This window comes from Streptomyces globisporus (assembly GCF_003501885.1).
Taxonomy (GTDB): domain Bacteria; phylum Actinomycetota; class Actinomycetes; order Streptomycetales; family Streptomycetaceae; genus Streptomyces; species Streptomyces globisporus_D.
In genome coordinates, this window is record NZ_QWFA01000228.1 from 1 (window position 1) to 15,065 (window position 15,065).

Here is a 15,065-nt window from a genome sequence, read left to right on the forward strand (position 1 = left end):
GGAGAGGCGGCGGAGGTCGCGGGGAGGGCGGGGCCGGTCACGAGGCCTCCTGGCGGTCGGCGGCCATCCCGACGGCGTCCAGCAGCGCGGTGCCCACGATGAGGTCGGCGCCGCCGAACTCCGGGTCGTCCAGCTCCGCACCGTCGTCCACGGCGAACAGCAGGCGCTGCTCGCCCTGCCGGTAGGCGGTGCCGACGGGCGGGCTGGCGGCGTGTACGGCGAGCAGGGCGACCAGGTACGGCAGGTCGGTGTCACCGGTGCGGCGGGCATCGGCGAGGAGTCCGGAGAGGCGGCGCGGGGCGTCGTGCTCCAGGTCGAGCAGGGTCATGGCGCGGGCGAGCTGCTCCTCGCTGAACCGGCTGTCGTCGGGAGTGGCGATCAGATCGGGCTCGGGCATCTCCGCGCCCAGGTGCTCGCGCTCCAGCGGCGGGGTGAGCAGCAGGTCGACCAGGTCCCCGACCCGTACGGAGGTGGGGGTGCGCAGTCCGGTGCCGTGGGCGAAGAAGGCGTCGGTGGCCCGGGTGGACTGCTCGACGGGGAGCGGGAGGAGGGGGGCGAGGAGCTGCCCGTACAGATCGAGGCCCGCGTGGGGGGCGGGCGGTGCGAAGGCCTGGCGGTCCTGCTCGGCGCGGAAGAGGGGGCCCGCTTCCAGCAGCCGGGACTGGAGCTGGGTGTGGCGACGGATGCAGTCCTTGACGATGTCGACGAGCTCGGCGGCCCGGCGCTTGTGCTCGGGGTCCTCGGCCTCGTCGCGGGCCTTGCGGATGTTGGTGAGGATCGCGTTCTCGTGGCGGTAGCGGTCGGCCACGTGGTCGAGGGCCTCGGCGATCATGTCCGGGACGGTGTGGAGCCAGTCGACGGCGCGGACGTTGCGCCGGGTGGCCTCCAGGGTGCGGCGCAGGGTCTCCGCGTACTGCACGGTGCGGTAGCGGGCCTGTTCGGCGGCGAGCTGGGCGTCGGCGAGGCGGCCCCGGCTGATGAGGACCTCCAGCTTGACCTCGGCGGCGATCTGGGCACTGGTGACATCGGTGTCCAGCGCGCCGACGAGGACGTTGACCGCTTCGTCGGTGGCGCGGAGGTAGACCGTGCCGCCGTAGCCGGGGACCTCTTCGATGAGCTTGAAGTCGTAGTCGCGGCGGACGTAGACCCCGTCGGTGTTGAAGGTGCCGTAGACCGCGCGGAAGCCACGGTCGACGCTGCCGACGTTGATCAGGTTCTCCAGGACCCAGCGGGCGACCCGTTCGTGCTCGGCAACGGGGCGGCCGGGGGCCTGGGCGGCGACGCGGGGCAGCAGCCTGGCCACTATCTGGTCGTGGTCGGCCCCGGTGTCGAAGTCCATGTTGAGCGTGACGTGGTCGATAGCGGCGAGGGCGACCTCCGCCATGGCGTACACCGTGTACTCGCCGGCCAGATTCGCCTTGCGGACGTCCAGGTCGTGCAGCGGCGCCGTGCACGCGAGGGCGCGCAGCCGCCGCGAGAGCCCCTCGTCGGCGGCGGGCCCCGGGGCAGGCCGCGGCCCCGCGCTGAGCTGCGGCGCAGCGGTGTCCGTGTTGGCAGGCGAAGTCACGTGGGACAGATTAGGTCCTCGCACTGACAACGGTCGAAACGGCGTTTATGCGACCGGTCCCGTGCGGGGAGGCTACGACCCTGCGGGCCCGTATCCCCCGCCGCCCGGTGTGCGCACCACGAGCACGTCCCCGGCCTCCAGTTCGGCGGTGTCGCAGCCCTCCAGCGGGACCGTTTCGCCCCCGGCCCGCTCGATGTGCTGCTCCCCGAGCGCTCCCGGCTCCCCGCCGCCCGCTCCGTACGGCGGGACGCGGCGGTGTCCGGAGAGGAGGGCGATGGTGACGGGTTCCAGGAAGCGGATGCGGCGCTCGACGCCGTGGCCGCCGTGCCACCGGCCCGCTCCCCCGCCGTCCTCGCGTACGGCGAAGGACTCCAGGCGGACCGGCAGCCGCCACTCCAGGATCTCGGGGTCGGTGAGCCGGGAGTTGGTCATATGGGTCTGTACGGCGTCGGCGCCGTCGAAGCCGTCCCCCGCTCCTGAGCCGCTGGCGATCGTCTCGTAGTACTGGACGTGGTCGTTGCCGAAGGTGAGGTTGTTCATGGTCCCCGAGCCCTCGGCCTGGCCGCCGATCGCCCCGTACAGGGCTCCGGTGACCGCCTGGGAGGTCTCCACGTTGCCCGCGACGGTCGCCGCCGGATAGCTGGGGTCGAGCATCGAGCCGGGCGGAATGGTCACGTCCAGGGGTTTCAGGCAGCCGCTGTTGAGCGGGATGTCCGCTCCGACGAGGGTGCGGAAGACGTAGAGGACTGCGGCCATGACGACGGAGCGGGGTGCGTTGGCGTTGCCGGGCTGCTGGGGGGAGGTTCCGGTGAAGTCGAGGTGGGCGCTGCGGGCGTCCCGGTCCACGGTGAGGCGGACCTGGATCACGGCCCCGCCGTCGGTCTCGTAGCGGCAGTGGCCGTCGTGGAGTCCGGCGACGATACGGCGTACGGACTCCTCGGCGTTGTCCTGCACGTGGCCCATGTAGGCGTCCACGACGTCGGCCCCGAACTGGTCGGTCATCCGTCGCAGTTCGGCGATGCCCTTCTCGTTGGCGGCGATCTGGGCGCGCAGGTCGGCGAGGTTGGTGTCCGGGGAGCGGGAGGGGTACGGGGCGGAGGCGAGCAGGTCGCGGGTCTCCTCCTCGCGCAGCCGGCCGTCGCGGACGAGCAGCCAGTTGTCGAAGAGGACGCCCTCCTCGTGGATCGTCCGGCTGAAGGCGGGCATGGAGCCGGGGGTGATGCCGCCGATCTCGGCGTGGTGGCCGCGCGAGGCGACCAGGAACCGGAGCTTCCCCTCGTCGAAGACGGGGGTCACCACAGTGACGTCGGGCAGGTGGGTGCCACCGTGGTACGGGTCGTTGACGGCGTACACGTCGCCGGGGCGCAGGACGCCCTCGTTGCGCCGGAGCACCTCCTTGATGGACTCCCCCATGGAGCCGAGATGGACCGGGATGTGCGGGGCGTTGGCGATCAGATTGCCCTCGGCGTCGAACAGGGCGCAGGAGAAGTCGAGGCGTTCCTTGATGTTGACGGAGTGGGCGGTGTTCTCCAGGCGGACGCCCATCTGCTCGGCGATGGACATGAAGAGGCTGTTGAAGACCTCCAGCAGCACGGGGTCCACCCGGGTGCCGACGGCGGTGCGTTCGGAGCGGGGGCTGCTGCGGGTGAGGACGAGATGTCCGGTGGGGGCCGCTTCGGCCTGCCAGCCGGGGTCGACGACGGTGGTGGCGTCGTCCTCGGCGACGATCGCGGGCCCGGTGACGGTGGCGCCGACGTGCAGATCCGCCCGCCGGTGGAGCGGGGCGCGCTGCCACCGCCCGTCGGCGTACAGGTCCACGGTGTCGGCCGGGCGTGACGGGGCGTCGTGGGGGCGGGAGTCGGTGACGGGCTCGGTGCCGTCGGCCGCGTCGGCGGTCCCCGTGGTGTCCGTGGCCCCGGTCGCCCCGGTGGCTTCCACCGAGACCGTCTCGACGACGACGGGCTTGTCCATCGTGAAGCCGAACCGGGCCCGGTGGGCGGCCGCGAAGGCCTCGGCCATGGCGGCCTCCGTGTCCAGGTCCACCGGCAGCGCCGCGTCCGTCCCCGCGTACCGCAGCAGGACCCGGGCCCGGGTGGTGATCGCGGAGTCGGGCACTCCGTCGGCGCGCAGGGCCTCGCGGGTACGGTCGGCCAGCTCGGCGCAGAGCCGCTCCACCCGCTCCCGGCAGGCCGCGTCGAGCTGTTCCTCCACCGACTGCTCGCGCATCGCGGTCGCGTCGGCCAGGCCGATGCCGTACGCGGAGAGCACCCCGGCGAGCGGGGGTACGAGGACGGTGTCGATGCCCAGCGCGTCGGCGACCGCGCAGACATGCTGGCCGCCCGCGCCGCCGAAGCCGGTGAGGGCGTAGCGGGTGACGTCGTGGCCACGCTGCACCGAGATCTTCTTGACGGCGTTGGCCATGTTGAGCACCGCGATCTCCAGGAAGCCCGCCGCCACCCCGGCCTCGTCCGGCCGCCGTCCGGTGGCGCGCCCCACCTCGTCGGCGAGTTCGGTGAACCGCTCGCGTACGTGGTCGGCGTCGAGCGCAAGGTCACCGTCCGCGCCGAAGACCGCCGGGAAGTGGGCGGGCTGGACGCGGCCGAGCATCACGTTGGCGTCGGTGACGGTGAGGGGGCCGCCCCGGCGGTAGCAGGCGGGGCCGGGGTCGGCGCCGGCCGAGTCGGGGCCGACGCGGTAGCGGCTGCCGTCGAAGTGCAGGACGGAGCCGCCGCCGGCCGCTACGGTGTGGATGCTCATCATCGGGGCGCGCATGCGGACCCCGGCGACCTGGGTACCCAGCTCGCGTTCGAACTCCCCGGCGTAGTGCGACACGTCGGTGGAGGTGCCGCCCATGTCGAAGCCGATGACCCGGTCGTGGCCGGCCTGCTGCGAGGTGCGGACCATGCCGACGACGCCTCCGGCCGGTCCGGAGAGGACGGCGTCCTTGCCGCGGAAGCGGGCGGCTTCGCGCAGGCCCCCGTTGGACTGGAGGAACATCAGCCGGATCCCGTCGAGGCGGGCGGCGACCTCGTCGACGTACCGGCCGAGGACGGGTGAGAGGTAGGCGTCGACGACCGTGGTGTCGCCGCGGGGGACGAGCCTGATCAGCGGGCTGACCTCGTGGGAGCTGCTGACCTGGGTGAAGCCCGCCTCCCGGGCCGCCTCGGCGACGGCCCGTTCGTGGGCGGGGTGGCGGTAGCCGTGCATCAGGACGACGGCGGCGCTGCGCAGGCCCTCGGCGTGGGCGGCGCGCAACTGTTCGCGTACGGGGGCGAGCTCCAGGGGTCGTACGGTGCGGCCGTGGGCGTCGATGCGTTCGGGGACCTCGATCACGCGCTCGTGGACGGATTCAGGCAGGACGATGTGCCGGTCGAAGAGGCGCGGCCGGTTCTGGTAGGCGACCCGCAGCGCGTCCCGGAAGCCCTCGGTGATCAGCAGGACGGTCGGTTCGCCCCGCCGCTCCAGCAGGGCGTTGGTGGCGACGGTGGTGCCCATCCGGACGGCGGCGACCCGGTCGGCGGGCACCGGTTCGCCGGGGTCCAGGCCGAGGAGCAGCCGGATTCCGGCGACGGCCGCGTCGTCGTAGCGGCCGGGGTCGTGGGAGAGGAGTTTGCGGGTGATCAGCCGGCCGTCGGGGCGGCGGCCCACGATGTCGGTGAAGGTGCCGCCCCGGTCGATCCAGAACTCCCAGCGTCCGGTCATGGCGCCATTCTGTGCCCGCGGGCGGGAGGCCGCAGGAAGAAGTCTGCGGGCCTCCCGCCCACGGGCACGAAAGGCGGCCGGCGGCCGGCGGCCGGCCGATCCGGCTCAGACAGGCGACGCCAGGCCGCAACGCCTCAGACGGCCGACGCGTCCGGCCCGATCCGGCTGCGTACCGCCGTCTGGACCTCGGCTTCCTCGGCCGGGTCGGCGGCGAGGCGGCGCAGGCGTTCGGCGACGCGGATGTCGCCGGTCTCGGCGTGCAGGGCGGCCACCTCGCGGGTGGTCTCCTCGCAGTCCCAGAGGCACTCCACCGCGAATCCGGTCGCGAAGGACGGGTCGGTGGCGGCCAGGGCGCGGGCGGCCCTGCCCCGCAGGTGCGAGGAGGACGTCTCGCGGTAGACGTGGCGCAGGACGGGTGCGGCGCAGGCGATGCCGAGGCGGCCGGCTCCGTCGACGAGGGTCCACAGCCGGGGGGCGTCGGGGCCGTCGCCGCGTACGGCCTCCCGGAGCGCGCCGAGAACTTGGGGAGCGTCCTGGGCGGTGCCTCGGCAGGCGAGCACTCCGGCGGCGGAGGCGCCGAGTGCGTCGGGGCGGTGGGCCCAGCGCCTGGCCCGCTCGACGGCGGCGTCGCCGGTCATCCGCTCGAAGGCGGCGATGGCCGTGTGGGCGACGGTGCGGGAGGGGCTGACGGCGGCGGCCTCGATGAGGTCGAGGACGACGGGTTCGCCGGCCTCCGCGAGGTAGTGCAGGGCGGCGCAGCGGGCGCCTTCGGGGCCGCTGCGGGCGGCCTCGACGATCTGGGGAAGGTCGTCGGGTCCGGCGACGGCGGTGAGGCAGCGGGCTGCGGGGACGTGCAGTTCGCTGCCGCGTTCCAGGGCCTGCTGGGCCCAGTCGAAGACGGCCTGGACGCTCCAGCCGGGGCGGGGACCCCCGGGGCGCATCTGGCGCTGCCATCGGTCGAACGAGCCCTGTTCGCCGGCGGCCCGGACGCGGGCGCCGACCGTTTCGCGCGGGTCGTCGGCCCACAGGCGCCAGGGGCGTGGCTCGAAGGAGTCGCGTACGGCGGCGGCGAGGTCGGTCGCGCCCTCGTCGGTGGCCGGGAAACGGGCGAGGACGGGCAGCGCGAGGGAGCGCAGGCCGGCATCGTCGTCGCGCAGGGCCAGCTCGTCCAGGGCCCAGGCCCAGTTGGCGCCGGTCGCCGCGTAGCGGCGGAGCAGGGCCAGGGCGTCGTCGCGTCCGTAGGAGGCGAGGTGGCCGAGGACGGAGAGCGCCAGACCGGTGCGGGAGTCGTCGGTATCGATGTGGTCGTCGGGATCGGCGAGGTGCCGCTCGATCTCCTCGATACCGCCGTCGAGGTCGAGGTAGAGGCGCGCGTAGTAGAGGGAGCGGTTCTCCACCTGCCAGTCGTGGCGGGGGTCGCTCACGACGCAGTGGTTGAGGGCCGCGAGGGCCTCGGGGCGCGGTGCGGCGAGCGCGTGGAGCGTGCCGTCGCCGCGGCCCCTCTGCAGCAGACCGAGCAGGGTGCCGCTCGGCGCTATGAACGGATCGAACATGGGAGAAAGCCTCACATCAAGCTGTCGACGCAACCGGGACTGTGCAGTGCCCCGTGCCTCTCGGCACGTGGGGGTGTCCGGGGGACACCGTTACGCCGCGCAGTGACATGATCGGCCGACCGCCGTCTTTCGCCTGGTGTAGAGCATCTTCCTCTGCCTCTCGTCGGTGGCCCTGAGCGGGCCCGCGACGTCATGATGACCCAGCCATTTCGCCACCGCGACCACATTTACGACGGACCGGTCAGCGAAGCCCACGGCGGACGCGCCCAGCGGCGCCCCCGCCGGCGTCTCACCGCGCACCGAAGCGTTCCAGCAGGTCGGACTTGCCGAACATCCGGGCCGTGTCCAGCGCGGACGGAGTTCCGGCGGCCGGGTCGGCGCCGGCGGCGAGCAGGGCGTCGACGACGGCGTCCTCGCCCTTGAAGACGGCTCCGGCCAGCGGGGTCTGGCCCCGGTCGTTGGCCCGGTCCGGGTCGGCGTCGCGGGCGACGAGGGCGGCGACCGTGGCGGCGTGCCCGTGGTAGGCGGCGAGCATGAGCAGCGTGTCGCCCCGGTCGTTGGTGAGGTTGGCGGGGACTCCGGCCTCGACGTACGCCGTGAGGGCCTCGGTGTCGCCGGTGCGGGCCAGGTCGAAGACCTTGGTCGCCAGCTCGACCACCTCGGGATCGGGGGTTTCGCTCATCGGACGGACCGCCTTCCTTGACTGCTGCCGCGGCTGCTCACCGCCGCGGTTGACCTGGTGGGGAGTACGGCGAGGGGGGCCGTACGAGTGAATCGACAGGGTACTGCTCCCGGGCCGACATGACCCGGCCCGGATGCGGCAAGGGATCACCGCGGCTGATCCTGCCCGGCACGGACCGGGTGATGCCGCTCCCTGAGGGCCGACTTCTGTGAGCCAGTCAAGTGAAAGCGCAGGATATTCACTCGATTGCACCTTTTGTCGTATAGATACTTCCCGTGATCCTGGAAGGACTCATGGTGACTGTCCCCTTCAACCAGGAGAGAACCGCTCATGATCCTTTCCATCTCGGGCGTGGTACTGCTCGCCATCATCGTCTTCCTGTTCTTCAAGAAGGACGGGCTCAAGGCCTCCCACGCCATCGTCTGCGCCCTGTTCGGCTTCTACCTGGCCGGCACCGCCATCGCACCGAGCATCACAGCGGGCGGGGCGAGCCTCGCCGGCCTGCTGGGCGGGATCAAGTTCTGACGCTCCGCAACCGCTCCCACCCCTTCAGGAGACCGACGTGGCCCGGCGACCACTCCCCCGCATTCTGAGCAGCGGCAGCGCTTCGATCACTCGCAGCAGAGAGATCGCGCGCACGGCCGCCGACAGTGCCACCGATGTCCTCCATCCGCTGATCACGGTGGTCCGCGGACTGCGGCTGCTGGCCGTGTCCGGCCGGCAGAAGTGGGTCGCCACCCCCAAGGAACGGCGTGGTCCCAAGCTGTTCCTCGGCGCGGCCTGCGTCCTGGTGGTGGCACTCGTCCCGTACGGGCCGATCCTGGCCCTCATCACGGTGATGGGTGCTGCCGCGTGGAAGGGGCGGGAGCGGACCCCCGTACGGACCGGGCCCGACGAGTCGGAGACCGCGCGCCTGCGGTCGCTGTACGAGGCGCTCGTGCCGTACTTCTCCACGGCCGACGACCCCGATCCGCTGTTCGCCCACGGCGGCGACTGGACGAAGGCCTTCGACCAGTACGCCTTCGACCAGGACGGACGGCTCACCCGCCTCCGGATCTCCTACCCCGCGTACTTCATGGACGGCGACGCCGCCGCCCGCTCCCGGATCGAGCAGCTGCTGCACACCAAGTCCGGCCGGGGCCGCGAGTACCACTTCGGCTGGGACGAGGAGGCCAATCGCCTCGTCCTGACCGTGCTGGACGCGCTCCCCACGACGATCGCCGCCCAGCGCTTCGTCGCCGCCCCCGGCGAGACGGTCCTCGGCTTCACCGACCCGGACTCCGTCTCGCGCACCGTCCCCGTGCGCGAGGCGACACCCGGTCGGTGGAGTCCCCGTGCGCGACGGCGACACCACGGTGGACGCCTCGCCGGTCGTCTGGCGGACCGGCGGCCGCTCCACCGAACCGCATCTGCTGGCCGTCGGACACCCCGGCGGCGGCACCACGACCCTGATCCGCTCGATCGCCCTGCAGGCCCTCCAGAACGGTGACGTGATCATCGTCGACGGCAGCGGCACCGGTGAGTACGCCGCCCTCACCGGCCGTGACGGCGTCCTCGCCGTGGAGTCGGGCGTCGGCGGGGCGCTGGCCACCCTGGAGTGGGCGGCGCACGAGACGGAGCGCCGGCTGATCACCGCCAACCTGGCCCGCCAGAGCGGCCGCACGGCGCCGGACGACATCCGCCGCCCGCTGTGGATCCTGCTCGACCGCCCCGGTGTCCTCGGCCATCTCGCGGCGGCCGACGGCAGGCCCGACCCGCAGGAGCTCCTCCGGATCCCGCTGCGGCACGGCCGGGCGGCCCAGGTCACCGTCGTGCTGGCCGAGCAGTTCGACGCGCTGGACACCCTTTCGGAGGCCGTCCGGACCCACACCCGCGCCCGCGCCGTCCTCGGCCCGGCCTCCCCCGAGCAGATCGAGGCCGTCCTGGGCACCGGACCGCACACCACGCCCCCGCCAGAGGTCCCCGCGGGCCGCGGCTACGTCCGGCTCGGCGCGGGCCCGGTCCTGCGGCTCCAGGTGCCCGCCACCCCTGACCCGTACGACGACGCCACGAGCGACGCGCACCGGCAGGCGGTGCTCGACCTGCTGCCCGGCCGGGGCGAGCCGGTGGAGGCGGCGCCCGTGCCGGAGCCCGCCGACGAGGGCCCGGCGACGGCACCGGTGCCCGTGGCCGCGGAAACGGCGGCCGTTCCGGTGGAGACGATGGTGGCCGAGGCCCGGCCGTCCGAGCCGCTGGCGAAGGCGCAGCCGGCGGGCGCCGAAAGCTGATCCGGCGCACGCGAAGAGCACGGCGGGCGGGGAGCGGGCCTGATGGCCCGCTCCCCGCCCGCCGCTGTCGTGCCGGCCCTCAGGCCACGAAGGAGCGCGGGGTGTCGGCCCCCGCGCCCGCCCCGGAGCGCACCAGGTCCACCGCCGCGGCCAGGCGTACGGCCGCCTCGTCGGCGACCGGCCCGCTCACCGTGAACGGCAGCCGTACGTACCCCTCGAAGGCCCCGTCGACCCCGAAGCGGGGGCCCGACGGCACGCGGACGCCGACGCGTTCGCCCGCCACGGCCAGCCGTGACCCGGAGATGCCTCCGGTGCGCACCCAGAGCGTCAGTCCGCCGCGCGGCACGGTGAACTCCCAGTCCGGCAGCTCCCGGCGCACCGCCGTGACCAGGGCGTCCCGGTTCTCCCGCGCCTGGCTCCGCCGGACCTCGACGGCCTGTTCCCAGCCGCCGGTGCCCATGAGCCAGTTGATGGCGAGCTGTTCCAGGACGGGCGTGCCCATGTCGGCGTAGGCGCGGGCGGCGACCAGGCTGCGGATGACGTCCGGGGCCGCGCGCACCCAGCCGATGCGCATACCGGCCCAGAAGGCCTTGCTGGCCGATCCGACGGTCAGGACCGTGCTGCCGGCCGGGTCGAAGGCGCAGACCCGGCGCGGCATGTCGATGCCGGCGTCCAGGCGGAGTTCGTTCATGGTCTCGTCGACGATCAGGACCGTTCCGGCGGACCGGGCCGCCTCCACCAGGTCGCGGCGCTGCTGCTCGTCGGCGAGCGCGCCGGTGGGGTTGTGGAAGTCGGCGACCACATAGGCGAGCCGGGGTGCGGCGTCCCGCAGCACCTGGCGCCAGCGGTTCATGTCCCAGCCGCCGAGCCCCTCCTCCATCGCGACCGGGACGAGGCGGGCGCCCGTCTCGCGCATCAGCTGGAGGATGTTGGCGTAACTGGGGGACTCGACCGCGATGCGTTCGCCGCGGCCCGCGAAGAGGTGACAGATCGCGTCGATGGCGCCCATCGCGCCGGTGGTGACCATGATCTGTTCGGGCATGGTCGGGATGCCGAGGGCGGTGTAGCGGTCGGCGATCATCTGACGCAGGGCGGGCAGCCCGGCCGGGTAGTCGCCGTGCGTGTGGGCGTACGGCGGCAGCTCCTCCAGCGCCCCCTGCACCGCCCGGGTCAGCCAGGGCTCGGGCGCGGGCAGGGCCGCGCAGCCCAGGTCGATCATCGAGCCGAGCGACTCCGGCGGCAGCGGTTCGAGGCCGCGGGCGGGCAGCGGATTGCCGGCCGGGACGGCGGTCCAGCTGCCGGCGCCGCGCCGGGACTCCAGAAAGCCTTCGGCGCGCAGGGCCTCGTAGGCGGCTGCGACGGTCGTGCGGCTCACCGAAAGGGCGAGGGCCAGTTCGCGTTCGGCGGGAAGCCGGGCGGCGACCGGAACGCGGCCTTCCAGGACGAGCAGCCGTACGCCGTCGGCGAGCGCGCGGTACGCGGGCGGCTTGCGGCCGCCCGGTCCGGTGGGCCGGGCCTGTTGCGACCGGAGCTGCCGGGCGAGCTGGGCCGCTCCCACCGTCGATGTCCACTGCGCCATCGAAATCAGTCCACCTTCCTCGAATTGGCCATAGTTGGTGGCCGATCCCCTGCCACAGAGTGACACGAAGCAGTCCACCACCACTACATCAGGGGGCACAACGTGGCCAGGACCACCGACCGGAGCACCACTCGTCTCACCCGGCGGCTGGTCCAGCTGTACGTGGGTCTGGCGCTGTACGGGGCGAGTTCCGCGCTCCTGGTGCGCGCGGGGCTGGGTCTGGAGCCGTGGGGTGTGCTGCACCAGGGCCTCGCGGAGCTGACCGGGATCTCGATCGGCGTGGTGTCGATCATCGTGGGGGCGGTGGTGCTGCTGCTGTGGATCCCGCTGCGCCAGCGGCCGGGGCTCGGCACCGTCTCGAACGTCTTCGTGGTCGGGCTGGCGATGGACGGGACGCTCGCGGTCGTCGGCGACCTGGACGCGCTCGGCGTCCGCATCCCGGTGATGGTGCTCGGCATCGTCCTCAACGGCGTGGCGACCGGGCTGTACATCGCGGCCCGGTTCGGCCCCGGCCCCCGGGACGGCCTGATGACCGGGCTGAACCAGATCACCGGCCGGTCGATCCGGCTGGTCCGGACGGCGATCGAGGTGGCGGTGGTGGTGACCGGCTTCCTGCTGGGCGGTTCGCTGGGGGCGGGCACGGTGCTGTACGCGCTGGCCATCGGCCCGCTGGCCCAGCTGTTCCTGCGACTGTTCGCGCTCCCCGAGGCTTCCGGCCCGGGTGTCGTCGTCGCCTCGAGCGAGCCGTCCACCCCCGCGCCGGCGGCCGGTTCCGGGCCCGTTGCCGCTCCGACGTCCGGGCAGGCCATACTGCCGCAGTGAAGCCGAGCCACCCCTACCTGGACCACCCGACGCCGATCGCCTTCGCCCATCGCGGCGGGGCGGCGGACGGCGTGGAGAACACCGTGACCGCCTTCCGCCGGGCGTCGGACGCGGGCTACCGCTACTTCGAGACCGATGTCCACACCACGGCGGACGGCCGGCTGGTCGCCTTCCACGACGCGACGCTGGACCGGGTCACCGACGCCCGGGGCCGCATCGCCGAGCTGCCCTGGAGCGAGGTGAGCCGGGCCCGGGTCGGGGGCGGCGAACCGCTCCCGCTCTTCGAGGAGCTGCTGGAGGAGTTCCCCGAGGCCCGCTGGAACGTGGACCTGAAGGCCGAATCGGCGCTGGAGCCGCTGCTCGGCCTGATCCGCCGGACCGATGCCTGGGACCGGATCTGTGTCGGCTCGTTCTCGGAGGCGCGGGTGGCCCGCGCACAGCGCCTGGCGGGTCCCCGGCTGGCCACGTCGTACGGGGTGCGGGGCGTCCTGGCGCTGCGCCTGCGCTCGTACGGGATCCCGGCGCCCCTGCGGACGGGCGCGGTCTGCGCCCAGGTCCCCGAGCGACAGGGTCCCGCCCCGGTGGTGGACGCCCGCTTCGTCCGCACCGCGCACGCGCTGGGGCTCCAGGTGCACGTCTGGACGGTGAACGAACCGGAGCGGATGGCGGCACTCCTGGACCTCGGGGTGGATGGCATCATGACCGATCACATCGAGACGCTGCGTACGGTGCTGAGCGAGCGGGGGGCCTGGTCCTGACGCCCGGTCCGTCCACGTCCACCGGGGACGAGCGAGGGGACGCGGGATGAGCACGGGGACAGCAGGAAAGGCCGGTCCGTCGGGGCAGCCGCCGGACGGCACGACGGCCGCCGCCCGCAAGCGCGAGCAGCAGGGCTGGTACTTCTACGACTTCGCGTGCTCCGTCTACTCCACCAGCGTGCTGACCGTCTTCCTCGGTCCGTATCTGACGTCGGTCGCCAGGGCCGCGGCGGACCCGGACGGTTTCGTGCACCCGCTGGGCATACCCGTGCGCGCGGGATCGCTGTTCGCGTACTCCGTCTCGGCGTCCATCGTGGTGGCCGTGATCCTGATGCCGATCGTGGGCGCGGCGGCGGACCGTACGGGGCGCAAGAAGCCGCTGCTGGCGGCGGCCGCGTACACGGGGGCGGCGGCGACGGCCGGAATGTTCTTCCTGGACGGCCAGCGCTATCTACTGGGCGCGTTCCTGCTGATCGTGGCGAACGCGTCGATCTCCGTGTCGATGGTCCTGTACAACGCCTATCTGCCGCAGATCTCCGAGCCGGAGGAGCGCGACGCGGTCTCCTCGCGCGGCTGGGCCTTCGGCTACACCTCGGGGGCCCTCGTCCTGGTCCTCAACCTGATCCTGTACACCGGTCACGACTCCGTCGGACTCGCGGAGTCCGACGCGGTGCGGATCTGTCTGGCCTCGGCCGGTGTGTGGTGGGGCGCGTTCACCCTCGTACCGCTGCGCCGGCTGCGCGACCGGCGGGTGAGGCCGGACGGGGAGGGGGCGGTCGGCTCCGGCTGGAAGCAGCTGCGGGCCACCCTGCGCGACATGCGGCGCCACCCGCTCACACTCTCGTTCCTGCTGGCCTACCTCGTCTACAACGACGGGATCCAGACGGTGATCTCACAGGCCTCGCTGTACGGCTCCGAGGAGCTGGGCCTGGACCAGACGACGCTGATCGTCGCGGTGCTGCTCGTGCAGATCCTGGCGGTGGCGGGGGCGCTCGGCATGGGGCGGCTCGCCCGGACGTACGGCGCGAAGCGCACGATTCTGGGGTCGCTGATCGTGTGGACCCTGATCCTGCTCTCCGCCTATCTGCTGCCGGCCGACGCGCCGGTGTTCTTCTTCGTCCTGGCGGCGGCGATCGGTCTGGTGCTGGGCGGCAGCCAGGCCCTGTCCCGGTCGCTGTTCTCGCATCTGGTGCCGCGCGGCAAGGAGGCGGAGTACTTCTCCGCGTACGAGATGAGCGACCGCGGACTGAGCTGGCTGGGGCCCCTGGTGTTCGGTCTGGCGTACCAGCTGACCGGCAGCTACCGGGACGCGATCATCTCGCTGGTGGCCTTCTTCGCCCTCGGCGCCGTGCTGCTCGCGCGGGTCCCGGTGAGGCGTGCGGTGGAGGCCGCGGGCAACCCCGTGCCGGAACGGATTTAGACGTTGAAGTCAAAGGCCGGTAGTATACGTCTTTGGCCTGCCCGGAGGACCGTTACTGCCAGTGGAAACGGCTCAACCGTTGAGTGACAACATCCACCAGAGGTGACAAACCGGGCATGGGCGGGTACTCAACCCAGATAAAGCAGCGGCACGACGGGCGACGTATGACCCGCAACGGGAATCTTTACCGCCGACCGGACGTTGACCGGATGACGACGACAGCGACATTTTGTCCTGTGGGCGACAAGCCCGGGAGGCACGATTCATGAGTGAGCGAGCTCTCCGCGGCACGCGACTTGTGGTTACCAGCTACGAGACGGACCGCGGCATCGATCTGGCCCCGCGCCAGGCGGTGGAGTACGCATGCCAGAACGGACATCGATTTGAGATGCCGTTCTCGGTAGAGGCAGAGATTCCGCCGGAGTGGGAGTGCAAGGCGTGCGGCGCCCAGGCACTCCTGGTGGACGGGGACGGCCCCGAAGAGAAGAAGGGCAAGCCGGCGCGCACGCACTGGGACATGCTCATGGAGCGGCGCACCCGCGAGGAGCTGGAAGAGGTGCTGGCCGAGAGGCTGGCGGTTCTCCGTTCCGGAGCCATGAACATCGCCGTGCACCCGCGGGACAGCAGGAAGTCTGCCTGACCGCGTACCACCGCACAGCAGCACAGCACCAAGAGCCGCGGGCCGTGACACAGAACATGTGTCACGGCCCGCGGC

10 protein-coding genes and 1 pseudogene are annotated in these 15,065 nt (G+C 72.7%); 6 read left to right on the forward strand and 5 right to left on the reverse strand.

Going from position 1 to position 15,065, the window contains the following annotated elements; translation table 11 throughout:
• Positions 1-37 precede the first annotated feature (37 nt).
• The 4 genes from D3105_RS29900 to D3105_RS29920 all read right to left on the reverse strand — a co-directional run bounded on the left by D3105_RS29900 (position 38) and on the right by D3105_RS29920 (position 7,504).
• Entirely contained in the window at positions 38-1,567 is a 1,530-nt protein-coding gene (locus D3105_RS29900; RefSeq protein ID WP_118906047.1) for a hypothetical protein, read from the reverse strand.
• A 72-nt stretch (positions 1,568-1,639) separates the two neighbouring features.
• Entirely contained in the window at positions 1,640-5,269 is a 3,630-nt protein-coding gene (locus tag D3105_RS29905; RefSeq protein ID WP_118906048.1) for a hydantoinase B/oxoprolinase family protein, read from the reverse strand.
• Between the two features lie 134 nt (positions 5,270-5,403).
• The gene (locus D3105_RS29910) at positions 5,404-6,822 is read right to left on the reverse strand and encodes a HEAT repeat domain-containing protein (protein WP_118906049.1); all 1,419 of its coding nucleotides are present in this window, start codon (positions 6,820-6,822) and stop codon (positions 5,404-5,406) included.
• A 289-nt stretch (positions 6,823-7,111) separates the two neighbouring features.
• Positions 7,112-7,504 (reverse strand): ankyrin repeat domain-containing protein, encoded by a 393-nt coding sequence (locus D3105_RS29920; protein WP_118906050.1) that lies wholly within the window; start codon positions 7,502-7,504, stop codon positions 7,112-7,114.
• 330 nt (positions 7,505-7,834) lie between these two features.
• Between D3105_RS29920 and D3105_RS29925 the strand changes: the two genes are divergently transcribed.
• Positions 7,835-8,029 (forward strand): hypothetical protein, encoded by a 195-nt coding sequence (locus D3105_RS29925; protein WP_006123109.1) that lies wholly within the window; start codon positions 7,835-7,837, stop codon positions 8,027-8,029.
• 37 nt (positions 8,030-8,066) lie between these two features.
• Positions 8,067-9,771 (forward strand): annotated as a pseudogene (locus tag D3105_RS29930) (hypothetical protein).
• 79 nt (positions 9,772-9,850) lie between these two features.
• Here the strand turns inward: D3105_RS29930 and D3105_RS29935 are convergent.
• Complete coding sequence (locus D3105_RS29935; RefSeq protein ID WP_118906051.1) at positions 9,851-11,350, reverse strand: PLP-dependent aminotransferase family protein; 1,500 nt, start codon at positions 11,348-11,350, stop codon at positions 9,851-9,853.
• A 102-nt stretch (positions 11,351-11,452) separates the two neighbouring features.
• Here D3105_RS29935 and D3105_RS29940 point away from each other — a divergent pair, with 102 nt between their 5' ends.
• The 4 genes from D3105_RS29940 (at position 11,453) to D3105_RS29955 (ending at position 14,990) form a co-directional block, all read left to right on the forward strand.
• Positions 11,453-12,172: a YczE/YyaS/YitT family protein gene (locus D3105_RS29940; RefSeq protein ID WP_118906052.1), complete on the forward strand. Its 720-nt coding sequence runs from the start codon at positions 11,453-11,455 to the stop codon at positions 12,170-12,172.
• Complete coding sequence (locus tag D3105_RS29945) at positions 12,169-12,930, forward strand: glycerophosphodiester phosphodiesterase (protein WP_118906053.1); 762 nt, start codon at positions 12,169-12,171, stop codon at positions 12,928-12,930. Before D3105_RS29940 ends, D3105_RS29945 begins: the two co-directional genes overlap by 4 nt.
• Before the next feature lie 46 nt (positions 12,931-12,976).
• The gene (locus D3105_RS29950; protein ID WP_118906054.1) at positions 12,977-14,350 is read left to right on the forward strand and encodes an MFS transporter; all 1,374 of its coding nucleotides are present in this window, start codon (positions 12,977-12,979) and stop codon (positions 14,348-14,350) included.
• Positions 14,351-14,615: 265 nt separating this feature from the next.
• Entirely contained in the window at positions 14,616-14,990 is a 375-nt protein-coding gene (locus tag D3105_RS29955) for an RNA polymerase-binding protein RbpA (protein ID WP_003959706.1), read from the forward strand.
• Positions 14,991-15,065: the final 75 nt, after the last annotated feature.